The 22,625-nt window shown below is 67.4% G+C and carries 20 protein-coding genes; 8 read left to right on the forward strand and 12 right to left on the reverse strand.

Translation table 11 applies throughout. From position 1 onward, the window contains the following. Positions 1-48 precede the first annotated feature (48 nt). The 3 genes from alc to DIE23_RS11600 all read left to right on the forward strand — a co-directional run bounded on the left by alc (position 49) and on the right by DIE23_RS11600 (position 2,108). On the forward strand, positions 49-1,062 hold the full coding sequence (alc, locus tag DIE23_RS11590) for an allantoicase (RefSeq protein WP_124612249.1): 1,014 nt from the start codon (positions 49-51) through the stop codon (positions 1,060-1,062). Next, on the forward strand, positions 1,059-1,571 hold the full coding sequence (locus DIE23_RS11595; protein WP_124612250.1) for an ureidoglycolate lyase: 513 nt from the start codon (positions 1,059-1,061) through the stop codon (positions 1,569-1,571). The genes alc and DIE23_RS11595 overlap by 4 nt, the downstream gene beginning before the upstream one ends. A 126-nt stretch (positions 1,572-1,697) precedes the next feature. Continuing rightward, the gene (locus tag DIE23_RS11600) at positions 1,698-2,108 is read left to right on the forward strand and encodes an ACT domain-containing protein (protein WP_124612251.1); all 411 of its coding nucleotides are present in this window, start codon (positions 1,698-1,700) and stop codon (positions 2,106-2,108) included. Positions 2,109-2,205: 97 nt separating this feature from the next. Here the strand turns inward: DIE23_RS11600 and DIE23_RS11605 are convergent, their stop codons facing one another. Both DIE23_RS11605 and uraH read right to left on the reverse strand, forming a co-directional pair. Further along, positions 2,206-3,399 carry a urate hydroxylase PuuD gene (locus tag DIE23_RS11605; protein ID WP_124612252.1) on the reverse strand — a complete coding sequence of 398 codons (1,194 nt, stop codon included), beginning with the start codon at positions 3,397-3,399 and terminating at the stop codon, positions 2,206-2,208. A gap of 53 nt (positions 3,400-3,452) precedes the next feature. Continuing rightward, positions 3,453-3,806, reverse strand: a complete 354-nt coding sequence (uraH, locus tag DIE23_RS11610; protein WP_011657188.1) for a hydroxyisourate hydrolase — start codon at positions 3,804-3,806, stop codon at positions 3,453-3,455. A 512-nt stretch (positions 3,807-4,318) separates the two neighbouring features. Between uraH and DIE23_RS11620 the strand changes: the two genes are divergently transcribed. Further along, positions 4,319-5,731: an 8-oxoguanine deaminase gene (locus DIE23_RS11620; RefSeq protein WP_124612253.1), complete on the forward strand. Its 1,413-nt coding sequence runs from the start codon at positions 4,319-4,321 to the stop codon at positions 5,729-5,731. Between the two features lie 127 nt (positions 5,732-5,858). Here the strand turns inward: DIE23_RS11620 and DIE23_RS11625 are convergent, their stop codons facing one another. Both DIE23_RS11625 and DIE23_RS11630 read right to left on the reverse strand, forming a co-directional pair. Then, positions 5,859-6,788 (reverse strand): LysR substrate-binding domain-containing protein, encoded by a 930-nt coding sequence (locus DIE23_RS11625; RefSeq protein WP_124612254.1) that lies wholly within the window; start codon positions 6,786-6,788, stop codon positions 5,859-5,861. 215 nt (positions 6,789-7,003) lie between these two features. Then, on the reverse strand, positions 7,004-7,213 hold the full coding sequence (locus tag DIE23_RS11630) for a dodecin (protein WP_006755984.1): 210 nt from the start codon (positions 7,211-7,213) through the stop codon (positions 7,004-7,006). 135 nt (positions 7,214-7,348) lie between these two features. Here DIE23_RS11630 and DIE23_RS11635 point away from each other — a divergent pair, with 135 nt between their 5' ends. Next, a complete protein-coding gene (locus DIE23_RS11635; RefSeq protein ID WP_124612311.1) occupies positions 7,349-8,242 on the forward strand; it encodes an NAD(P)-dependent oxidoreductase in 894 nt (297 codons plus the stop codon). Between the two features lie 77 nt (positions 8,243-8,319). On the opposite strand, the gene DIE23_RS11640 is transcribed toward DIE23_RS11635, so the two are convergent. From DIE23_RS11640 to DIE23_RS11655, 4 genes are all read right to left on the reverse strand, one after another. Next, complete coding sequence (locus DIE23_RS11640; protein ID WP_027784713.1) at positions 8,320-8,766, reverse strand: hypothetical protein; 447 nt, start codon at positions 8,764-8,766, stop codon at positions 8,320-8,322. A 341-nt stretch (positions 8,767-9,107) separates the two neighbouring features. After that, positions 9,108-9,539 carry a large conductance mechanosensitive channel protein MscL gene (mscL, locus tag DIE23_RS11645; protein WP_006487991.1) on the reverse strand — a complete coding sequence of 144 codons (432 nt, stop codon included), beginning with the start codon at positions 9,537-9,539 and terminating at the stop codon, positions 9,108-9,110. A gap of 244 nt (positions 9,540-9,783) precedes the next feature. After that, positions 9,784-10,974: a tetratricopeptide repeat protein gene (locus tag DIE23_RS11650; protein ID WP_124612255.1), complete on the reverse strand. Its 1,191-nt coding sequence runs from the start codon at positions 10,972-10,974 to the stop codon at positions 9,784-9,786. 78 nt (positions 10,975-11,052) lie between these two features. Next, positions 11,053-11,733, reverse strand: a complete 681-nt coding sequence (locus DIE23_RS11655; RefSeq protein WP_044843730.1) for a PspA/IM30 family protein — start codon at positions 11,731-11,733, stop codon at positions 11,053-11,055. A gap of 437 nt (positions 11,734-12,170) precedes the next feature. Here DIE23_RS11655 and DIE23_RS11660 point away from each other — a divergent pair, with 437 nt between their 5' ends. Continuing rightward, positions 12,171-14,684: a penicillin-binding protein 1A gene (locus DIE23_RS11660; protein ID WP_124612256.1), complete on the forward strand. Its 2,514-nt coding sequence runs from the start codon at positions 12,171-12,173 to the stop codon at positions 14,682-14,684. Between the two features lie 89 nt (positions 14,685-14,773). On the opposite strand, the gene DIE23_RS11665 is transcribed toward DIE23_RS11660, so the two are convergent. The 4 genes from DIE23_RS11665 to mfd all read right to left on the reverse strand — a co-directional run bounded on the left by DIE23_RS11665 (position 14,774) and on the right by mfd (position 21,244). Continuing rightward, the gene (locus DIE23_RS11665) at positions 14,774-15,244 is read right to left on the reverse strand and encodes a DUF3574 domain-containing protein (protein ID WP_260436040.1); all 471 of its coding nucleotides are present in this window, start codon (positions 15,242-15,244) and stop codon (positions 14,774-14,776) included. A 133-nt stretch (positions 15,245-15,377) separates the two neighbouring features. Continuing rightward, positions 15,378-16,397, reverse strand: a complete 1,020-nt coding sequence (locus DIE23_RS11670; RefSeq protein WP_124612258.1) for a threonine/serine dehydratase — start codon at positions 16,395-16,397, stop codon at positions 15,378-15,380. Between the two features lie 59 nt (positions 16,398-16,456). Next, positions 16,457-17,677, reverse strand: a complete 1,221-nt coding sequence (argE, locus tag DIE23_RS11675) for an acetylornithine deacetylase (protein ID WP_124612259.1) — start codon at positions 17,675-17,677, stop codon at positions 16,457-16,459. Positions 17,678-17,773: 96 nt separating this feature from the next. Next, a complete protein-coding gene (mfd, locus tag DIE23_RS11680; RefSeq protein WP_124612260.1) occupies positions 17,774-21,244 on the reverse strand; it encodes a transcription-repair coupling factor in 3,471 nt (1,156 codons plus the stop codon). A 108-nt stretch (positions 21,245-21,352) separates the two neighbouring features. On the opposite strand from mfd, the gene ispD reads away from it, so the two are divergent. Continuing rightward, a complete protein-coding gene (ispD, locus tag DIE23_RS11685) occupies positions 21,353-22,063 on the forward strand; it encodes a 2-C-methyl-D-erythritol 4-phosphate cytidylyltransferase (protein WP_124612261.1) in 711 nt (236 codons plus the stop codon). Positions 22,064-22,092: 29 nt separating this feature from the next. Beyond that, the gene (gene ispF, locus DIE23_RS11690) at positions 22,093-22,578 is read left to right on the forward strand and encodes a 2-C-methyl-D-erythritol 2,4-cyclodiphosphate synthase (protein ID WP_124612262.1); all 486 of its coding nucleotides are present in this window, start codon (positions 22,093-22,095) and stop codon (positions 22,576-22,578) included. The last annotated feature ends 47 nt before the right edge of the window (positions 22,579-22,625 follow it).

Below are 22,625 nucleotides of genomic sequence, written 5' to 3' on the forward strand. Positions count from 1 at the left end.
CTGCTGCGTCGCAGCGGCCTGATCGCATCACTGAAACAAGGAAACATCATGGCTGTTCCGCTTCTCGATCCCGACGCACCCGATTTCACGCGGCGCTACGTGAACCTCGCCGACCCGCGTCTCGGCGCGCAGGCGCTCGAGGCCAGCGACGACTTCTTCGCGCCGAAGGACCGGATGCTGAACCCGGAGCCGGCGGTGTTCATTCCCGGCAAGTACGACGACCACGGCAAGTGGATGGACGGCTGGGAGACGCGCCGCAAGCGCACGACGGGCTACGACTGGTGCATCGTCAGGCTTGCGCGGCCGGGCGTGATCAAGGGCTTCGACATCGACACGAGCCACTTCACCGGCAACTTCCCGCCGGCCGCGTCGATCGAGGCCGCGTTCGTGGCCGACGGCGCGCCGACGCATGCGACCGAGTGGGTCGAGATCGTGCCGTCGACGACGCTGCAGGGCAACAGCCATCACTACGTCGCGGCGAGCGACGCCCGCGCGTTCACGCACCTGCGCGTGAACATCTATCCGGACGGCGGCATCGCGCGCCTGCGCGTGTACGGCCAGCCGCAGCTCGACTGGGCCGGCGCGAGCGCGACCGAGCAGTTCGACCTCGCGGCGATGGAAAACGGCGGCTACGTGGTGGCCGCGAACAACCAGCACTTCGGCGTCGCGTCGAACCTGCTGCTGCCGGGCCGCGGCGTGAACATGGGCGACGGCTGGGAAACCCGCCGCCGCCGCGAACCGGGCAACGACTGGGCGATCATCGCGCTCGCGCAGCCGGGCGTGATCCGCAAGATCGAAGTCGATACCGCGTTCTTCAAGGGCAACTACCCGGACCGCTGTTCGATCCAGGCCGCGTACGTGTCGGGCGGCACCGACAGCTCGCTGATCACGCAGTCGATGTTCTGGCCGGTGCTGCTCGGCGAACAGAAGCTGCAGATGGACAACCAGCACTATTTCGAACACGAAATCGCATCGCTGGGCCCGGTGACCCATGTGCGCCTGAACATCATTCCGGACGGCGGTGTGTCGCGCCTGCGTCTGTGGGGGACGCTCGACAAATGAAGACGCTCGCAATCGAACCGCTGACCAAGGAAGCGTTCGCGCCGTTCGGCGACGTGATCGAAACGGAAGGCGCGAAGCAGATTCCGATCAACCTCGGCACGACGATCCGCTTTCACGATCTCGCGACAGTCGACGTGACCGACGAAGACGGCCGCACGCTCGTCAACCTGTTCCGCGGCCAGCCGCGCACGCTGCCGTTCGAGGTGAAGATGCTCGAGCGCCATCCGCTCGGCAGCCAGGCGTTCGTGCCGCTGAACGACCAGCCGTATCTCGTCGTCGTCGCGCCGGCCGGCGATCTCGATCCGTCGAAGATCCGCGCGTTCGTGACGAGCGGGTGGCAGGGCGTCAACTATGCGAAGGGTGTGTGGCATCATCCGCTGATTGCGTTGGGTGGTGTCAGCGACTTCGTCGTCGTCGACCGTGGCGGCGACGGCCTGAACCTGAACGAGCAGGACCTGCAGGAGTCGCTGTGGCTCACCGAGGACGCACTGGATGCGCTGACGGCCTGAGCGGCATTTCGGCAGTTGCATGGAGAAGAAACCCGCGCGATTTGCGCGGGTTTTTTTATGTTCGCCGCGCATGCTATCGTGCCCGCATCTCTACCGCCCGACATCCGGTTCCGGACCCGTTCCCCGATGAGTCAACCTGAAAACGACCTCGCAGTCCTGCTGCGCACGATGCAGCCCGAATTGCATCGCGGTGCGTTCGCATTCGTCGCACTGCCCACCGATGCGGACCTATCGTTATCCGAAACGATCGCGACGTTCCGCGAAGCGGAAGGCATGACGGTCGTGGTCGACGAGGCGACGGCCGCGCGTCGCGGCTGGCCCGTGCTGTTCCGCGCCGCGTGGATCACGCTGACCGTGCATTCGGATCTCGCGGCGGTCGGCCTGACGGCCGCGTTCGCGCGGACATTGGGTGAGGCCGGCATCAGCTGCAACGTGATGGCCGCCGCGTATCACGATCACATCTTCGTGCCGTTCGACGACGGCCCGCGCGCGCTCGATGCGCTCGTCGCGCTGCAGCGCGACGCGCTGCGCGGCTAGCGGGGGACGCGTTCCGGACAGGCAAAAAAACGGGCCCGTTTCCGGGCCCGCGAACGGAGAGGATTGTGCCGGCAACCGACGGCCGGCGCACGGCGGCTTACTTGGCCGCGCCACCCTCGAACCAGGCGGCGAGCTTTACGCGCTCGTCGTCGGTCATGTGCGTCACGTTGCCGATCGGCATCGCCTTCAGGCGCACGGCCTGTTCGTAGATGCGCTGCGCATTCTTCGACACTTCGTCCGGCGTGTCGAACATCACGCCTGCGGGCGCGCTGCCCATCAGCGTCGGCTTGGCCGAGTGGCACTCGATGCAGCGCTGCTGCAGGATCGGCATGATGTCGTTGATCACGATCTTCGGTGCGTTCGCCGCCTGCGCTTCCGGTGCGACCGGCTTCGGCATCGTCCACACCAGCGCGCCCGACAGCAGCGCGACGCCGCCGATCGGCAGGTACCACAGCTGCTTGCCGCGGTGACGCATCACGAAGAACTGACGAATCAGCGCGCCGGCCAGCATGATCAGCACGAGCACGACCCAGTTGAACTTGTTCGTGTACGTCATCGCATAGTGGTTCGACAGCATCGCGAACACGACCGGCAGCGTGAAGTACGTGTTGTGCACCGAGCGCTGCTTGCCGCGCTTGCCGTAGATCGGGTTCGGCTCTTCACCCTTGAGCATCTTGTCGACCATCTTGCGCTGGCCGGGGATGATCACGAAGAACACGTTCGCCGACATGATCGTCGCGAGCATCGCGCCGACGATCAGGTATGCCGCACGGCCCGAGAAGATGTGGCATGCGAGGTACGCGGCGACGACGACGTAGAGGCCGACGCAGATGCCCAGCACGCGATCGTTGGTGCCGAGGATGCGGCACAGCGAGTCGTAGACGATCCAGCCGGCCGCGAGGAAGCCGAGTGCGGACGCGACGGCGACGACCGGGCCCATGTCGAGCACGCTCTTGTCGATCAGGTACGTGTTCGGTGCGAGCAGGTACAGCACGAAGAACAGCGAGAAGCCCGACAGCCAGGTCGTGTACGACGGCCATTTCGACCAGTGCAGGTCATCCGGCATTTCCGGCGGGGCGACCGTGTACTTCTGCATGTTGTAGAAACCGCCGCCGTGGACGTGCCACAGTTCGCCGAACACGCCGCGCTTGCGCTGGTTCGCGTCGGCAGGCGGTTTCAGGCTGTTGTCGAGCGCGACGAAATAGAAGGACTCGCCGATCCACGCAATGGCGACGATGACGTGCAGCCATCGCAGCGCGAGGTTCAGCCAGTCGGTGATGAAGCCTTCCATGAAACTCCTCCAGACTCAAATCGTTGTCTTTGATGCGGGCGCCGATGCGTGTGTCAGCTGCCGCGATAGGTGCTGTACGACCACGGCGACACGAGCAGCGGCACGTGGTAGTGCGATGCGGTGTCGGCGATGCCGAAGCGCAGTACGACGCGGTCGACGAAGCGGGGTTCGGGCACCTTCACGCCGAGCGACGCGAAGTAGTCGCCGGCATGGAACACGAGTTCGTATTCGCCGGCCGCGAGCGCGGCGCCTTCGAGCAGGGGTTCGTCGCAACGGCCGTCGCTATTGGTCAGCACGGTCTTGATCGCGCGGCGCGATTCGCCGTCCAGCGCGTAGAGGTCCACCTTGATGGCAGCGCCGGGACGACCGTGTGCCGTATCGAGTACGTGGGTAGTGAGCTTTCCCATTCGCAATTGTCCTTGTGTGAATGCGAGGTTCGGCGGCGACTCGATCCATTGACTGTGCGGCGGATCGAGGCTCCACGTCACGTGGCTACATACCCGTCGGCGAGATTGAAGCGAGCGCCGTGCAGGCATTGTAAAAAGGTTCCCCGCGCAAATACGGGCGCGATATCAAAGATAATGCGCCGCGCATGAACCGCTGTCGACGGTATGCCGGGAGCGGCCCGCAGCCCGGGATTCCGGCGCTCGGCGCGCCCGTGCGCGGGTACCATATCGAAACCGTGAAGCGCGGTATTCCGGATCGCGCATTGTGCGTCGCGCGCGCTTGGGCGATGCTGCCGCCGTGCGCGTCGGGCTTCGAGCCCGCGCGTATCCCGAAGACGGCATTCACGCCGGGTAACCGGGCCAGCGCGTTCGAACGGACGCAGGCACCGGGGCGTGCCGCGAATCAGCGTTCGAACGGCTTTGTGAGCGTCTCCGGGAGCCGGCTCCCGGGGGCAGAACGACGCGGAGAACGCATGAACCTCGAGCAGCACGCCGGCGCACGCGCGCCACATCCATCCTCATCCCGCCCGACGACCCTGCTGGTCAAGCACGCCGACGTGCTCGTGACCATGGACGACACGCGCCGCGAACTGCGCGACGCGGGGCTCTATGTCGAAGACAACCGCATCGTCGCGGTCGGCCCGAGCGCCGAGCTGCCCGATACCGCGGACGAAGTGCTCGACCTGCGCGGCCACCTCGTGATCCCGGGGCTCGTGAACACGCACCACCACATGTACCAGAGCCTCACGCGCGCGGTGCCGGCCGCGCAGAACGCCGAGCTGTTCGGCTGGCTCACGAACCTGTACCGGATCTGGGCGCACCTGACGCCCGAGATGATCGAGGTGTCGACGCTGACCGCGATGGCCGAGCTGCTGCAGTCGGGCTGCACGACGTCAAGCGACCACCTGTACATCTACCCGAACGGCAGCCGGCTTGACGACAGCATCGGCGCCGCACAGCGGATCGGCATGCGCTTTCACGCGAGCCGCGGCGCGATGAGCGTCGGCCAGCGCGACGGCGGGTTGCCGCCCGATTCGGTCGTCGAGCGCGAGCCCGACATCCTGCGCGACGCGCAGCGCCTGATCGAGACCTATCACGACGAAGGCCGCTACGCGATGCTACGGGTGGTGGTCGCGCCGTGCTCGCCGTTCTCGGTGAGCCGCGGCCTGATGCGCGATGCGGCCGTGCTGGCGCGCGACTACGGCGTGTCGCTCCATACGCACCTGGCCGAGAACGTGAACGACATCGCATACAGCCGCGAGAAGTTCGGGATGACGCCCGCCGAATACGCGGAGGATCTCGGCTGGGTCGGCCACGACGTGTGGCACGCGCACTGCGTGCAGCTCGACGATGCGGGCATCGGTCTGTTCGCGCGCACCGGCACCGGCGTCGCACACTGTCCGTGTTCGAACATGCGGCTCGCGTCAGGTATCGCGCCGGTGAAGAAGATGCGTCTCGCGGGTGTGCCGGTCGGCCTCGGTGTCGACGGTTCGGCGTCGAACGACGGTGCGCAGATGGTCGCGGAAGTGCGGCAGGCGCTGCTGCTGCAGCGGGTCGGTTTCGGGCCCGATGCGATGACCGCGCGCGAGGCGCTCGAGATCGCGACGCTGGGCGGCGCGAAGGTGCTGAACCGCGACGACATCGGCGCGCTGAAGCCCGGCATGGCCGCGGACTTCGCCGCGTTCGACCTGCGCCAGCCGCTGTTCGCGGGCGCGCTGCACGATCCGGTCGCGGCGCTCGTGTTCTGCGCGCCGTCGCAGGCGGCGTACACGGTGGTGAACGGGAAGGTGGTGGTGCGGGAGGGGCGGCTCGCGACGCTCGACCTGCCGCCGGTCATCGAGCGCCACAACGCGCTGGCCCAGGCACTCGTGGAGGCGTCGCGCTGACGCATTGGTGTGACGGTCGCGCTGCGTGCCGCGGATCGGGCGCGTGGCGGCGGCCGTGGCCGCCACACGCCACGCATGACACCGGGCCATGCCGCAACGGCATGGCCGGCGCACGCGTCGGGTGCGATTACTGCTCGATCAGCGTGCGGGTCGCTTCGGCGACGAGGCTGCGCAGCCAGCGCACTTCGTCGGAGTAGTGGCAGCGTTCGTGCCACAGCTGGTAGTACTGCATCGGCGGGAAGTCGAGCGGCGCCGGCACGACCGACAGCGGCAGGAACTTCGCGTAATGATCGGCGAACAGGCGCGTCGTCGTGAAGATCAGGTCGGACTTCACCAGCACGTACGGTGCGAGGTTGAAGTACGGCAGCGTGACGACCACGTGACGCTTGAGCCGCTCGCGCGCGAGGTGCACGTCGATCGCGCCGCGCTGGCCGACCGAGTATGGCGTCGGCGCGAGATGCGGCGCGTTCAGGTACTGGTCGAGCGTGAGCCCGCCGCGCTTCGCGAACGGGTGCGTATTGCTCATCAGGCAGACGATTTCGTCGACGAACAGGTTCGACAGGTGCAGTTGTTCGGGCGGCTCGGGCCAGTTGCCGACGACGATGTCGAGCTTGCCGTCTTCCAGCGCGAGCTCGTAGTCGAATGCGGGCCCGAGCGAGTGGAACTCGAGCGTCGCGTTCGGCGCGGCCTGGCGGAAGCGTTCGACGACGGTCGGCACGAACAGCACGTTCAGGTAGTCGGGACAGCCGATCCGGTAGCAGCGGATCGACGTCGCCGGGTCGAAACTGTGCTGCTGGAACTTGATGCGCTCGATTTCGCGCAGTGCGTTCTGCACCGGCTCGAGCAGGCGCAGCCCGTATTCGGTCGGGACCATGCCGGACTTGCCGCGCACGAGCAGCGGGTCGCCGGTGATGTCGCGCAGGCGCCGCAGCGCGGCGCTGATCGCCGGTTGCGACTGGTTCAGTTTGACGGCCGCGCGCGTGACGCTGCGCTCCATCAACAAGGTGTGCAAGACGCGCAAGAGGTACGTGTCGATCGCCTCGCGTTGCTGACTCATGATATCTCCGTTTTATATGTCCGGGCTGATCGAGGGGGCTGGGGGATATATGGTTTTTAATATGAACCAAAGCCAGCGTCAAGAGATGGATACCCGCAGACGCCCGCCGGCCGGGCCTCGGCAAGGAGGCCGGACGGGGCGGAAGGCAGGCGTGCGTGGCGCCGCGCGGATGCGCATTGCACGCATCCGGTGGCCGGGGCGCCGCGCGTGGCGCGTCAGTCGTCGATGCGCATGCCGACTTTCAGCGTGACCTGCCAGTGGATGACCTGGTCGCCTTCGATGTGGCCGCGCGTTTCGGTCACCTGGAACCAGTGCAGGTTGTGCAGCGTCTTGCCGGCTTTCGAGATTGCGTTGCGGATGGCGTCGTCGCATGATTGCCGCGACGAACCGGTCAGTTCGATCAGCTTGTAGACGTGGTCGCTCATGATGCGCTCCCTGGGATGTCGGTGTGTGCGGCCGGCGCAAGCGGCGGGCCCGAAGCGGCGCCGCGCGTGTCCGGCTTCTTGAGTGATAGGTATGATGGGCGGCAAGTGCAACCCCAATTGGAGACGAGGAACATCGTGGAAGTCGGATTTTGCGGACCGGGACTGATGGGCGCGCCGATGATTCGGCATTTGCTGGCGGCGGGCCATCGGGTCAGCGTATGGAACCGGACGCGCGGCAAGGCCGAGGCGCTTGAGAAAGACGGTGCACGGGTGGTCGATACGCCACGGGAACTGGCCGAGCGCGTCGACACGGTGTTCGTGTGCGTGCTCGATGGCCGTGCGGTCGGCGACGTCGCGTTCGGCGAGCACGGGCTCCTTGCCGGCGATGCGAATGCACGCCGCTTGAAGCGCATCGTCGATCATTCGAGCATTCCGCCCGCCGCGACGCGCGACTACGCGGCGCGCGCGGCCGCGCTCGGCGTCGGCTGGATCGACGCGCCGGTGTCGGGCGGCGTGCCCGGCGCGCAGGCCGGCACGCTCGCGGTGATGGCGGGCGGCGCAGCGGCTGACCTCGATACGGTGCGACCGCTGATCGGCACTTACGCGTCGCGCATCACGCATATGGGCGACGCAGGTGCGGGCCAGACCGCGAAGCTGTGCAACCAGGCGATCGTCACCGCGACGGTGACCGCGATCGCGGAGGCCGTCGGCCTGGCACAGGCGAGCGGCATCGACGCCGCGCGTCTGGCCGACGCGCTGGCCGGCGGGTGGGCTGATTCGGTGCTGCTGCAGACCTTCGTGCCGCGCATGACGTCAGGCGGTCACGTTCAGATCGGCGCACTCAGCACGTTCCAGAAGGACGTCGATGCGATCGCCGACGCCGCGCGCGACACGGGCGCCGTGATGCCCGTATCGGCCACGGTGCAGCAGGTGCTGCGGCTGGGCGCCGCGCAGGGACTCGCCGGTGCCGATTTCGCCGCGTTCATCGACATCGTCCGGCCCGGCAACGGGCGCGGGACGGCACAGTGATCGCGCAGCGCCGGTGAAGCGGGAAGCCTGAATGGCCGATGGGCCGCCCGGAGGCGGCCCATCGTTTCGGTGTCGGTTCAGCCGAGGGAGCGCGGTGTCGTGTCGCCGGCGTTCTGGCGTCCGAGCCCGCCGCGCAGGCTCGCCTTCGTGCCTGCACCAAATTCGGGCAGGATGCGCGCGCGGGCGCGGCTCGCGAACACGAGGAAGCCGAAGCCGTTCGCCTCGTACCAGTACCCGCCGTTCTCGAGGCCGTCGAGCGGCTGTTCGAGTGCGTTGGCGATCGATTCGATGCAGCGCTTGCGCAGTTCGGCGATGGCCGGATAGGGCGGCTGTGCGCCGCGCACGCTGCACAGGAGCACGTCGAGGCCGGGCAGCACATGCGCATAGAGGACGGGTTCGTCCTGCGCACGGGCGCGGGCAATCTTGGTGTCGAGCTGAGCAAACGGTTTCGAATGGCGCAACACCGCGAGGAAGGACTCCTGGCCATCCTGTTGCGCACGTCGACGTTTTTTCGGGAAGGACATAAACACTCGCCTCAAAAACAATTGCAAGAAATGCGGCACTTTCATGCGACCCACTCCCGGCTATGTACGCCGCATGTCGATCCTTTATAGCACACGAAAATGCTGCACTCGTGCGGTACGACGATCAATGTCTCCCGTCGACCCGCATGCCACGATGATCGACACAGCCAGCGTCTTGGCGCCCGTACTGTCGTTTAGTCTCCATCATAGACCTGCTTTTCCCGCGCGTGCATTCGCGCGTCACAAAAAAGTGAGATAAGCCACGCGCGGCGGTGCGCGGCGCGCGCCCTACAAAAAGGCCCGCACTTGGCGGGCCCGGCAGATGCTGCGTGGCGCGGCGCTCAGCGTTGCTTGAGCGAATCGCGGATCTCGCGCAGCAGCACGGTGTCTTCCGGCGTCGCGGCCGGCGCGGCTTCTTCCGGCTTGCGCAGCTTGTTGATGAATTTCACCATCAGAAAGATGATGAACGCGAGGATCACGAAGTTGATCGCCACGGTGATGAACGAGCCGTAGCCGAATGCGGCGACGCCCGCAGCCTGCAGGTCCTTGAACGAATCGGGATTACCCTTGAACGTCGGAGGGATGGTGCCGAGCAGAACGAACTTGTTCGAGAAATCCAGACCGCCCGTCAGCACGCCGATGACCGGCATGATGAGGTCTTTCACGACCGAGTCGACGATCTTCGAGAATGCGCCACCGATGATCACGCCGACGGCGAGATCCATCACGTTACCTTTGACGGCAAACTCCTTGAATTCCTTGATTATGCTCATGAGCGGCTTTCTCCTGGTTGGGCGAGGGGAGGCGTGCCGCGACGCGCAGGGCTGCGAAGCGTCTGATGGGTCGGATGGGATCGGAGGCACGCCGATGGCCGCATGATAGCGAACGTACCCTATTGCCGGTAGCCCATCTTGAAATCATTAACAAATCAAGAGGGCGGTGCGAGAGGAAATGAAAGGAGGCGCGGTGTTGGGGAGCGGGCGCGGCGCGATGCGTCGACGCCCGCGTGTGTAATGCTCAGGTGTTGTCGTCGGTCCAGCCGTCGTCGTTGCTGCCGAGATCGACGCCGCCGCCGCCGTTGCCGTCGCTCCAGTTCGCATTGTCGCCGCGGCCGAAGTCGAAGCCCGGATCGTTGTTCTCCTGGCGTCGGCGCTGGTCGTCGACGATCACGTCGCGTTCGACCACGCGTTCGCGGCCGCCGGACATCGCTTCACCGAGCAGCACGCCGGTCAGCAGCCCGCCCATTCCGCTGCCGAAACCGCCGCCTTGTTGAACCACGACGGGTGGCTGCTGTTGCGGATAAGGTTGCGGCGGATACGGCTGTTGCGGGTACGGTGGCTGCTGATACGGCTGGCCTTGCATGCCGGTCACGCGATCGGCTTCCTGCGCATACACGGAGCCGCCGCCGTTGGCCGGCGCCGCGGGTTGCGCGCTCGGATCGGGGCGGCCTTCGACGCGCGCCTTCACGCTCGCATGCCGCTGTTCGAGTTCGTCGATGCGATACGGCGGCACCGGGTTCTTGCCGTTCGACAGTGCTTCGACGAGCGCGCGTGCATCAGTCTCGATGCCTTCGAGTTCGCCGGTGAGCGCAGCGGCGCCGGGCGCCGTCGACAGCTTCGCGTCGAGTTTCAGCGGACGGATGTCGTTCAGCACGTCGGTCGCGCGCTTCAACTGCGTGCGGCGTTCGTCGCCGGCGCGGCTGTCGTCGGCCGAGCGTGCGCGCCGCAACGTCCAGCGCAGCACCAGCGCGATGATCGCGACGATCAGCCCGAGGCCGATCCACATGCCGGTCGACGGACCGTGTTTCGCGACCGGCGCGGCGGGGGCGAGCGACGACTGCAGCGAACCGCTCTGCGTGGCCGACGGTGCGTTGCCGCTTGCGCGCGCGGCGTCGGCGCGAATGCGCGATTCGGTCTGCGCGAAATGCGACGCGTCGGTGAAGCGCAGTTGCGGATCGAGCGACTTCGCCTGCTGCAGTTGCGCGAGCGCGTCGGACGCGCGGCCTTCGCGGTCCAGCACCTGTGCGTAAAGGTAGCGCGCATGCGCGTTGTTCGGATGGGCGTCGATGACTTGCGACAGCTGCGTGTCGGCGCGTTGCCAGTCACGTTGCGCGATCGACTGCTCGACTTGCTGCAGCGACGGGACCGCAAATGCGGCGGACGACAGCAGCATCAGCGAGAAGCCGAGTGCGGCGAGAGATTTCTTCATGGTCGAACCGGGCGCAAGCGCCCGTCTCCTGACGATCGGTGCGCGCCGCGGGCCCGGCGGGCCGCGGCGCGGTTGCCGTTACTGCGCGGGTGTGTCGAGCTGCTTCTTCAGCGCGGCGAGGCGGTCCTCGACCGACGGGCCCTTGTTCAGCGCGGCGAGCTTGTCGTCGAGCGCCTTGCCGCTCGACGTGTCGGCCGAATTCAGGCGGGCGTCCGAGCGCGCATTCTGCAGCGCGACCTTGTCCTCGAGCTTCTGGAAGTCCTCGGACAGGTTCTTGCCGCCGATGCCGCCCAGCGCGCTCGCCGCGACGTCCTTCGCCTGCGCGATTTCCTGCTTGGCCTGCAGGATGTTCGAGCGTGCGTTCAGGTCGTTGCGGCGCTGACGCATGTCGGCGATCTGCCCCTTCAGCTTGTCGACCGACGGCTCGAGCGTCGTCAGCTCGGCCGCGAGCGCATCGCGCTCGGCTTCCGCGTTCGACTGCGCGGCGAGCGCCTCGCGTGCGAGCGCTTCGTCGCCGGCCTGCAGCGCGCGCTTCGCGCCGTCCTCGTACTTCTTCACCTTGTCGTCGGCCGCATCGCGCTTGCTGCGCTGGGTCGCGACTTGTGCCTCGATCTCGATCAGCGAATTCTCGGCACGGCCGATGCTGTCGTCGAGCTCCCGCACGATCTGCCGTGCGTCGCGCGACGGATCCTGTACCGAGTCGGCCGCATCGTTCAGCAGGCCTTTGATCGTGCGCGAAACAGAGTCGAAAAGCGACATGAAATCCTCCGTGGTTGAAAGGTGCCGCGTGAGCGCGGCAGTGCCCGTCGCGAATCGGTTCCGACCCGCGTGAGCCGGCGGATATTACACCGCCCGCCCCTTAAATACGGCTTAAGCGCCGGAGTTCAAGCGGCGCGTGTGCAGCATTCGAACCTTTCGTGTTTGAAAGAAACGCTGCGGCATGCGCGGGGCTGCGTGTCCATCATAGGCGGAGCATGCCGCCAATACGTTCCGCAATTCACGGCCGTGCGGGAATTTTTACAAAAAATCGCGAAGTCAATCGGTCGATTTCATTAAAATGCGCTGTCACGTCGCGGGAACGGATCGCCGCGCGGCGGGGTCTGTCGACGTGACAGTTGCCACGATGCACCCACTCTGATTCATCCGCTTGCATTTCCGCATGCGTCCGAGGGCGCCACGCCGCCCGCCATTCCGACATGCCAATTATCAAACGACCGTCTTCTCCTTCCGACCGGAACGAACCTCACTACACGTTGCGCCGTTCGCCGTCGGGGGCCTATTACCCGGATGACGACGACCGCGGCGACGACCGTCGCGCGCAGCGCAGCGGGGGCGGCGGTCGCCGCTCGTTCGGCTCGCGCGTCGCGCTGTGGTTCGTCGGCCTGTTCGCGACGCTCGCGATCGTCGGTGCGCTGATCGTCGGCTACGCACTCGTCGTGATGGCGCCGCAACTGCCGTCGCTCGACGCGCTGACCAACTACCAGCCGAAGGTGCCGCTGCGCGTGTTCACCGCCGATCACGTGCTGATTGGCGAGTTCGGCGAGGAGCGCCGCAGCCTCGTGCGCTTCCAGGACATTCCCGACGTGATGAAGAAGGCGGTGCTCGCGATCGAGGACTACCGCTTCTACGAACACGGCGGCGTCGACTTCCTCGGCATCCTGCGCGCGGGCGTGGCCGACCTGATGCACGGCGGCGCGCGCCAGGGCGCGAGCACGATCACGATGCAGGTCGCGCGCAACTTCTTCCTGTCGAGCGAGAAGACCTACACGCGCAAGATCTACGAGATGCTGCTCGCGTACAAGATCGAGAAGGCGCTGACGAAGGACCAGATCCTCGAGCTGTACATGAACCAGATCTACCTGGGCCAGCGCTCGTACGGTTTTGCCGCGGCCGCACGCGTGTATTTCGGCAAGGACCTGAAGGACATCACGCTCGCGGAAGCGGCGATGCTCGCGGGGCTGCCGAAGGCGCCGTCCGCGTATAACCCGGTCGTCAATCCGAAGCGCGCGAAGGTGCGTCAGGAGTACATCCTGAAGCGCATGCTCGAGATCGGCTACATCACGCAGCCGCAGTACGACCAGGCGGTGAAGGAAGAGATCCACGTGCGCACGCCGGGCAACCAGTACGCGGTGCACGGCGAATACGTCGCCGAGATGGTGCGGCAGATGATGTACCAGCAGTACAAGGACGAGACCTATACGCGCGGGCTGACCGTCACGACGACGATCAACTCGGCCGACCAGGAAGCGGCGTACCAGGCCGTGCGCCGCGGCATTCTCGATTACGAGCGCCGCCATGGCTATCGCGGGCCGGAAGGCTCGATCAACCTGCCGGCAGCCGGCGACGATCGCGACGAGGCGATCGACGATGCGCTCGCCGATCACCCGGACAACGGCGACCTGCAGTCGGCGGTGGTGCTGGCGGCGTCGCCGAATGCGGTCGAGGTTCAGTTCGTCGGCGGCGCGACGACGACGATCGGCCCGGCCGGGCTGCGCTTCGTGTCGGCCGCGCTGAGCCCGCGCGCGAATGCGACGCTGCGCATCAAACTCGGCTCGATCGTGCGCGTGCTGAGGGACGGCAAGGCGGGCTGGCAGGTCGTGCAGCTGCCGCAGGTCGAAGGCGCGCTCGTCGCGATCGCGCCGCAGGACGGCGCGATCCGCTCGCTCGTCGGGGGCTTCGACTTCAACAAGAGCAAGTTCAACCACGTGACGCAGGCGTGGCGCCAGCCGGGGTCGTCGTTCAAGCCGTTCATCTATTCGGCGTCGCTCGACAAGGGGCTCGGACCGGCGACGATCATCAACGATGCGCCGTTGTACTTCCCGCCGAGCGTGCCGGGCGGCACCGCGTGGGAGCCGAAGGACGACGACCAGCCTGACGGCCCGATGTCGATGCGTACCGGCCTGCAGCGTTCGAAGAACCTCGTGTCGATCCGGATTCTCGCGTCGATCGGCACGCAGTACGCGCAGCAGTACGTGACGCAGCGCTTCGGCTTCGATCCGGCGAAGACGCCGCCGTACCTGCCGATGGCGCTCGGCGCCGGCCTCGTGACGCCGCTGCAGCTCGCGACCGGCTATGCGGTGTTCGCGAACGGCGGCTACAAGGTCGACCCGTACCTGATCGCCGAAGTCGACGACGCGCGCGGCCAGCCGCTGCAGAAGTCGCAGCCGGTGATCGCCGGCGGCACCGCGCCGCGCACGATCGAAGGGCGCAATGCATACGTGATGAACAGCCTGCTGCACACGGTCGCGACGGCCGGCACGGGCGCGGGCACCAACGCGCTCGGCCGCAGCGACCTGCAGGGCAAGACGGGTACGACGAACGATGCGAAGGACGGGTGGTTCGCCGGCTACCAGCAGTCGCTCGTCGCGGTCGCGTGGATGGGCTTCGACCAGCCGAAGAGCCTCGGCAGCCGCGAATTCGGCGCGCAGCTCGCGCTGCCGATCTGGGTGAACTACATGCGCACCGCGCTGAACGGCGTGCCCGAGCAGCAGATGCCGATGCCGGACGGTCTGACCTCGATGGACGGCGAGCTGTACTACGCCGATCGCACGCCGGGCAACGGCTTCGTCGCGAGCGTGGACATCAACCCGGCCGCGAACGCGATCAGCGCGAACGATGCACTCGGCTCGGCCGGGTCGGAGGGGCTCGCACCGCCGCCCGTCACGCAGCAGGAGAAGCAGCAGATCATGGACATGTTCGAGAACAAGTAAGCGATACGCGGATGTTTCGCATGCGACGGGCGCCCTCGGGCGCCCGTTTTTTTTTGCGTGCCGTCGCGCGCCGGCTGGGGGAGGACGAATCAGAACGACGCGCAGGCCGGCACGAACGTGATGCCGACCGACTCCTGCCGGAAGCGCTCGCGGTACGACCGCCGGATCGCGGCGAGCCGTGCGTGCGTGTCGGCGGTATCGTCGGCGACGATACGGACCACGAAACTCGTTTCGCCGATGATCCGGCCGGTGGCGCGGTCACGCCATTGGCCGCGAGTGTCCCAGACCGTGAAGCCGTCCGGAAAGCGCGGCGTGACGACGTCGGCGAGGAAGGCGGCGCGTTCCGCTTCGGTGACGGGGCCGCGTCCGGCGATATCGCGCCCGAACAGCAGGTCGGCCTGCAGCATCCGGTGCGCGTCCGGCTGCAGGCAGGCGGCAGAAGCGTCGATGACGGGCGAGGGCGGTGCCGCGCAACCGGCGAGCAGCGCGATGGCGGCAGCGCCGATCACGTGCCGCGTGCGACGCCGCCACGTCGCGGGACGTGCGTTCGGCGGCGGCATCTGCCTATTTCGCGTCCGGCACGCTTCGCGCGCATAAAACGCTGCGCGCTCAAACACTTGCGTGCTTGTCCGGCGGGTTATCAACAGGGCTGTCAACATAAACTGGGGATAACCCTGAGTGTCGTGCGAGGGTTCAGTGCTGCAGTTTCGCGTGCGCGAGATGCATGCCGAGCGTTGCGGGGTCGGTGTTCGTGCCCGACAGCAGCACGCCGACCCGCTTGCCCTGCAGCGTTTCGCGCAGCGGGCCGAGCAGCGCCGCGAGCGGCGCCGCGCACGCCGGTTCGACCGACAGCTTCAAGTGCGAGAACAGGAACAGCATCGCCGTGCGCAGCGCGTCGTCGGACACCGTGACGATGCGGTCGATGTGGCGCCGGCACAGCTGGTAGCTGTATTCCTCCGTGTGCGGCGCCATCAGCGAATCGGCGATGGTCTGCATCGCGCTCATCTTGATCGTGTGATTGGCGGCGAAGCTGCGGCTCATCACGTCGGCGCCTTCCGGCTCGACGCCGTACACGTGCACGCGCGGATTCGCGAGCCGCAGCGCGGTCGACATGCCGGCCGCGAGCCCGCCGCCGCCGATCGGCACGATCACCGCGTCGAGATCGGGCGTCTGCGTCGCCCATTCGTAGCCGAGCGTCGCGGTGCCGAGAATCGTGTGATAGCCGTTGAACGGATGGATGAAGAAGCGGCCCTCCTCGGCCTCGATCCGCCGCACGAGGTCGAACGCCTGCGACGCGCTGCCGGCGAGCACGACTTCCGCGCGGTACTGCTTGCACTGCGCGATGCGCGTCGGGCTCGCGGTATGGAACATCACGACCTTCGCGCTACTGCCGAGCCGCATCGCCGCGTAGGCGACGGCCGCCGCATGATTGCCGGCCGACACACACGTGACGCCGGCGTTCTTGCGCGCCTCGTCGAGCGCCAGCAGGTGCGTGAACGCACCGCGCACCTTGAAGCTGCCGCTCGCCTGCAGCAGCTCGAACTTGAAGTTGACGTGCGTGCCCTCGAGGGACGGCAGGTCGGCGCGCTCGAACACCGGGGTGCGCGCGACCCACGGCGACAACGCGAAATGTTGCGCGGCGATTTCGTCGAGCGTCGGAATCGGCTCGCCGTCGATCGTCGTATGGGGAGTGCCCTGTTGTTCAGTCGACATGACGTGGCGGGTGGCGGGGTGGGCCGGCCCGCACGCGCAGGCCGGCGTGGCGGGGGCAGTCAGTGTGCGTCGACCGACATGCTGCGGATGAACTTGCGCAGGAACTGCTCGCAGGCGGCGAGCTGCGCAAGCTCGACATACTCGTTCGGCTTGTGCGCCTGTTCGATGTTGCCGGGCCCGCAGACGATGCTCGGGATGCCCGCGCGTTCGAACAGGCCGGCTTCGGTGCCGTATGCGACCTTGCGCTTGTCCTGGTCGGCCGTCAGCGCGCGCACGAGTTGCGTGATCGCGGCCTGTTCGGTCGCGTCGAGCCCGGGCGCCGCGGCGATCTTCGAGAACTCGATCGCCGCGTTCGGATGCTCGCGACGCATCTGCGGCAGCAGCGTTTCCCGTGCATACGCCTCGATGCGCGTGAAGATCTGCTCGGGATCGAGCGTCGGCAGGTTGCGGAACTCGAAGTCGAACCGGCATTCGGCCGGCACCGTGTTGATCGCGTTGCCTCCCTGGATCGTGCTCGTCTGCGCGGTCGTGAACGGTACGTCGTACAGCTCGTCGAACGGGCCTTCGGCGCGGAAGCGGTCGGCGAGGTCGCGGATATGGCAGATGAGGCGCGCCGCGTATTCGATCGCGTTCAGGCCTTTCGGCGTCAGCGACGAGTGCGCCGCGTGGCCGCGCACGCAGCAGCGGTACGCGTTGATGCCCTTGTGCGCGATGATCGGCCGCATGCTGGTCGGCTCGCCGACGATGCAGCCGGACGGCTTCACGCCGCGCTTGACGAGATCGGCGATCAGCAGCGGTGCGCCGGCGCAACCGATTTCCTCGTCATAGGACAGCGCGAAATGGATCGGTTTCGCGAGCTTCGTCGCCTGCATCTCGGGCAACAGCGCGAGTGCCGTGCCGATGAAACCCTTCATGTCGCACGTGCCGCGGCCGTACAGGCGCCCGTCGCGCAGCTCCGGCGCGAACGGGTCGCTGTCCCACTGCTGGCCGTCGACCGGCACGACGTCGGTGTGCCCCGACAGCACGATGCCGCTGTCGGTCGAGCCGTCGTGCGCGGGCACGGTCGCGAACAGGTTGGCCCAGCCTTCGCGCGGATCGTGCGTGAGCGTCGACACGATGCCTTTCGCGGCGAGTGCGTCGCGCACCGTTTCGATCAGGCCGAGGTTCGGCACGCGGCTTGTCGTGTCCATCGACACCAGCTGCTTGATCCAGGGCAGGCTGACGAGCGAAGCGTCGCCTTGGTCGGCGGCGGCCGGCGCCGGCGCGTCGAGAGTGGACATGGCAAAACTCCGTCTGAGGAATGGGAAAATCATACTCAAAAACGCGCCGGCCCGCCTTCGCCGGCCGCGATGCGGTGCAGCATCGCGGCCGTGCCGTCAGCGTGCCGCGCTCGCCGCGTCGGCGCGCGGCGCGAGCGCGCGCAGCGTTTCCTTGATCGTCGACACACGGATCGCGAGATCGGGCGAGCGCGTCTCGATGCGCAGCTTGTCCTGGCCCGCGAGCTTGATGTGCCGGTGCTTCTGCACCATCTCGATGATCCGCATCGGATCGATCGGCGGGTTCGGCTCGAACTGCAGTCCGATCGCGGCCTCGCTCGCGTCGATCTTGATGATGCCGAGCGGCTTCGCGGCCAGCCGCAGCCGGTGCGTCTCGACGAGCGCGTGCGCCTGCGGCGGCAGCTTGCCGAAGCGGTCGATCAGCTCTTCGTGGATGCCGTCGATCGCGTCGCCGTGCTCGCAGTTCGCGAGCCGCTTGTACAGCGACAGCCGCTCCTGCACGTCCGCGCAGTAGTCGGCCGGCAGGATCGCGGGCGCATGCAGGTTGATTTCCGTCGTCGCGGCAAGTGGGGCGGTGAGGTCGGGCTCCTTGCCGTTCTTCAGCGCCTTCACCGCGTCGTTCAGCATGTCGGTGTACAGCTGGAAGCCGATTTCGTGGATCTCGCCCGACTGCTTGTCGCCGAGCACCTCGCCGGTGCCGCGAATCTCGAGGTCGTGCATCGCGAGATAGAAGCCCGAACCGAGTTCCTCCATCTGCTGGATCGCCTCGAGCCGGCGCTGTGCCTGCTTGGTCAGCGACTGCGGGTCGTGGACCAGCAGGTACGCATACGCCTGGTGGTGCGAACGGCCGACGCGGCCGCGCAGCTGGTGCAACTGCGCGAGGCCGAACTTGTCCGCGCGGTGCATGATGATCGTGTTCGCGCTCGGCACGTCGATGCCGGTCTCGATGATGGTCGTGCACAGCAGCACGTTCGCGCGCTGCGCGACGAAATCGCGCATCACGCGCTCGAGTTCGCGCTCGTGCATCTGGCCGTGCGCGATCACGATGCGTGCTTCGGGCACGAGCTCCTCGAGCATCGCCTTGCGGTTCTCGATCGTCTCGACCTCGTTGTGCAGGAAGTACACCTGGCCGCCGCGCTTCAGCTCGCGCAGCATCGCCTCGCGGATCACGCTTTCTTCCTCGCGGCGCACGAAGGTCTTGATCGCGAGCCGCTTCTGCGGCGCGGTCGCGATTACCGAGAAGTCGCGCAGTCCCTCGAGCGCCATCCCGAGCGTGCGCGGGATCGGCGTCGCGGTCAGCGTCAGCACGTCGACTTCCGCGCGCAGCGCCTTCAGCGCTTCCTTCTGGCGCACGCCGAAGCGGTGTTCCTCGTCGATGATCACGAGGCCGAGGCGCTTGAACTGCACGTCCGATGAAAGCAGCTTGTGCGTGCCGATCACGATGTCGACGCTGCCTTCGTTGATCTGTGCGATCGCCGCGTTCACTTCCTTCGCGGTCTTGAAGCGCGACAGCTCGACGATGCGCACCGGCCAGTCCGCGAAACGGTCGGCGAAGGTCTGCGTGTGCTGCTCGGCGAGCAGCGTGGTCGGCGACAGCAGCGCGACCTGCTTGCCGCCCAGCACCGCGATGAATGCGGCGCGCAGCGCGACCTCGGTCTTGCCGAAGCCGACGTCGCCGCACACGAGGCGGTCCATCGGCTTGCCGCTCGTCATGTCGCCGATCACGGCCGCGATCGCCGCGGCCTGGTCGGGCGTTTCCTCGAAGCCGAAGCTTTCCGCGAACTTCACGTAGTCGCGCGGATCGAGCGAGAACGCGTGGCCTTCGCGGGCCGCGCGGCGCGCGTACAGGTTCAGCAGCTCGGCGGCCGTATCGCGGATCTGCTGCGCGGCCTTGCGCTTCGCGCGCTCCCACTGGCCCGAGCCGAGCGCGTGCAGCGGTGCACTGTCGGGATCGGCGCCGCTGTAGCGCGAGATCACGTGAAGTTGAGCGACCGGCACGTAGAGCTTGCTGTCGCCCGCGTATTCGAGATGCAGGAATTCGGTTTCGCCTTCGCCGAGATCCATCGACACGAGGCCCATGTAGCGGCCGATGCCGTGCTGCGCATGCACGACCGGATCGCCGACCTTCAGCTCCGATAGGTCGCGCACCATCGCGTCGACGTTGCTCGCCTGTTCCTGGCGGCGGCGTCCCGCGCGGCGGCCGAGCGCGCCGTACAGCTCGGTCTCGGTGACGATCGCGTAGCCTTCGCCCGGCACCGCGAAGCCGCTCGCGAGCGGCGCGACACCGAGCGCGAAGGGCGCGTCGCTTTCGAGCCAGCCCGCGAAATGGTCGTTCGACGCGGGGCGCAGGCGATGTTCGGCGAGCAGTTGCAGGATCGTTTCGCGGCGGCCGGCCGATTCGACCGTCAGCAGCACGCGCTTGCCGGACGATTCGACGAACGTGCGCAGCGCGGCGAGCGGATCGTCGGCATGGCGGTCAACGGTGAGCTCGGGCAGGCCCGTCGCCCAGCCGCCGGCCGGCTGCGCCGGCAGCACGACGCGCGCGAACGGCTTCGCGAACGCGAAGAAATCCTCGTCGGACAGGAACAGGCGCTGCGGCTCGAGGATCGGCCGCTCGCGATCGTGCGCGAGGAACGCGTGGCGCTGCTTCGTATCGGCCGTGAAGCGGCGGATCGACGCTTCGAGGTCGCCGGCGAACACGAGGTGCGCATCCTGCGGCAGGTAGTGGAACAGCGTGGCCGTCTCGTCGAAGAACAGCGGCAGGTAGTACTCGATGCCGGCCGACGGCACGCCGTTGCCGATGTCCTTGTAGATCGGCGCGCGGCTCGGGTCGCCTTCGAAGGTTTCGCGCCAGCGGCTGCGGAAGGCCGTGCGCGCGGCCTCGTCGAACGGAAACTCGCGGCCGGGCAGGAGGCGCACGTCGCGCACCGGATAGAGGCTGCGCTGCGTATCGGGATCGAACGCGCGGATCGAGTCGACCTGGTCGTCGAACAGGTCGATCCGGTACGGCAGCGGCGAGCCCATCGGGTAAAGGTCGATCAGCGAGCCGCGCACGCAGTATTCGCCGGGCCGCACGACCTGGCTCACGTGCTCGTAGCCGGCCAGCGTGAGCTGCGCCTTCAGCTTCGCCTCGTCGAGCCGCTCGCCCTGCGCGAACGCGAAGGTGTACGCGGCCATGAACGACGCGGGCGGCATCCGGTACAGCGCGGTGGTCGCGGGCACCAGCAGGATGTCGCAGCGGCCCTCGCCGAGGTCGTGCAGCGTCGCGAGGCGCTCCGAGACGAGATCCTGGTGCGGCGAGAACGTGTCGTACGGCAGCGTTTCCCAGTCCGGCAGCAGGCGCACGCGCGCATCGGGCGAGAAGTAGCGGAGTTCCTGCGATAGGCGCTGCGCGTCGACCGCGTTCGCGCAGATCACCGCAAGGAGTGGGACCGCGTCGCGGTTGTCGGCGAGGTAGCGGGCGATGGCGAGTGCGTCGGCGGAGCCGTGCGCGCCGTCGAAGGCGAACCGCTGGCCCGGTTTGACGCGGGCGACGGGCGAGGCGAACGGGGTGGAAGCGTTGTCTGGCATAGGGACGGCAGGGGTGGCGGGCACGGGCGCATCGCGGTGCGCCGGTCGAGACGAAAGACCTATTATAAAATCCGCTTCTCGATTTCATCTTTCCGGCGTTTCCCCTTCGTGACTCCCCGACTTTTCGCCCTGATTCCTTGCGCCGGCACGGGCAGCCGTTCCGGTTCGGCCGTGCCGAAGCAATACCGCACGCTGGCCGGCCGCGCGCTCCTGCATTACACGCTCGCCGCGTTCGACGCGTGCAGCGAATTCGCGCAGACGCTCGTCGTCCTCGCGCCCGACGACACGCACTTCGACGCGCGCCGCTTCGCGGGTCTGCGCTTCGCGGTGCGCCGCTGCGGCGGCGGCTCGCGGCAGGCATCGGTACTGAACGGGCTGCTCGGGCTCGCCGAATTCGGCGCGACCGACCAGGACTGGGTGCTCGTGCACGACGCCGCGCGCCCCGGCATCACGCCGGAGCTGATCCGCACGCTGGTCGCGACGCTGAAGGACGATCCGGTCGGCGGCATCGTTGCGCTGCCGGTGGCCGATACGCTCAAGCGTGTGCCGGCCGGCGGCGACGCGATCGCGCGTACCGAGTCGCGCGACGCGCTGTGGCAGGCGCAGACGCCGCAGATGTTCCGCATCGGCATGCTGCGCGACGCGATCCTGCGCGCGCAGCGGGAAGGGCACGACCTGACCGACGAGGCCAGCGCGATCGAATGGGCCGGCCATACGCCGCGCGTCGTGCAGGGCAGCCTGCGCAACTTCAAGGTCACGTACCCGGAAGATTTCGCGCTCGCGGAAGCGATCCTCGCGCGCCCCGCGAACGCTTCCTGACTTTCACCTCATCTCAAACCGGATTACGCATGGACTTCAGAATCGGACAAGGCTACGACGTGCACCAGCTCGTCCCGGAGCGCCCCCTCATCATCGGCGGCGTGACGATTCCGTACGAGCGCGGCCTGCTCGGCCACTCGGACGCGGACGTGCTGCTGCACGCGATCACCGACGCGCTGTTCGGCGCGGCGGCGCTCGGCGACATCGGCCGCCATTTCTCCGACACCGACGCGGCGTTCAAGGGCGCGGACAGCCGCGTGCTGCTGCGCGAGTGCGTCGCCCGCGTGAAGGCGGCCGGCTTCACGATCCAGAACGTCGACAGCACGGTGATCGCGCAGGCGCCGAAGCTCGCGCCGCACATCGACGGGATGCGCGCGAACATCGCGGCCGATCTCGGGCTGCCGCTCGAGCGCGTGAACGTGAAGGCGAAGACCAACGAGAAGCTCGGCTACCTCGGCCGCGGCGAGGGCATCGAGGCGCAGGCCGCCGCGTTGCTGGTGAAGCAGGGCGCGTGAGCGCCTGATGCCGGTCCGAAGCGGCGCGCAGGTTGCGTCGCCGGAAT

The organism is Burkholderia sp. Bp9143 (assembly GCF_003853645.1).
GTDB lineage: Bacteria > Pseudomonadota > Gammaproteobacteria > Burkholderiales > Burkholderiaceae > Burkholderia.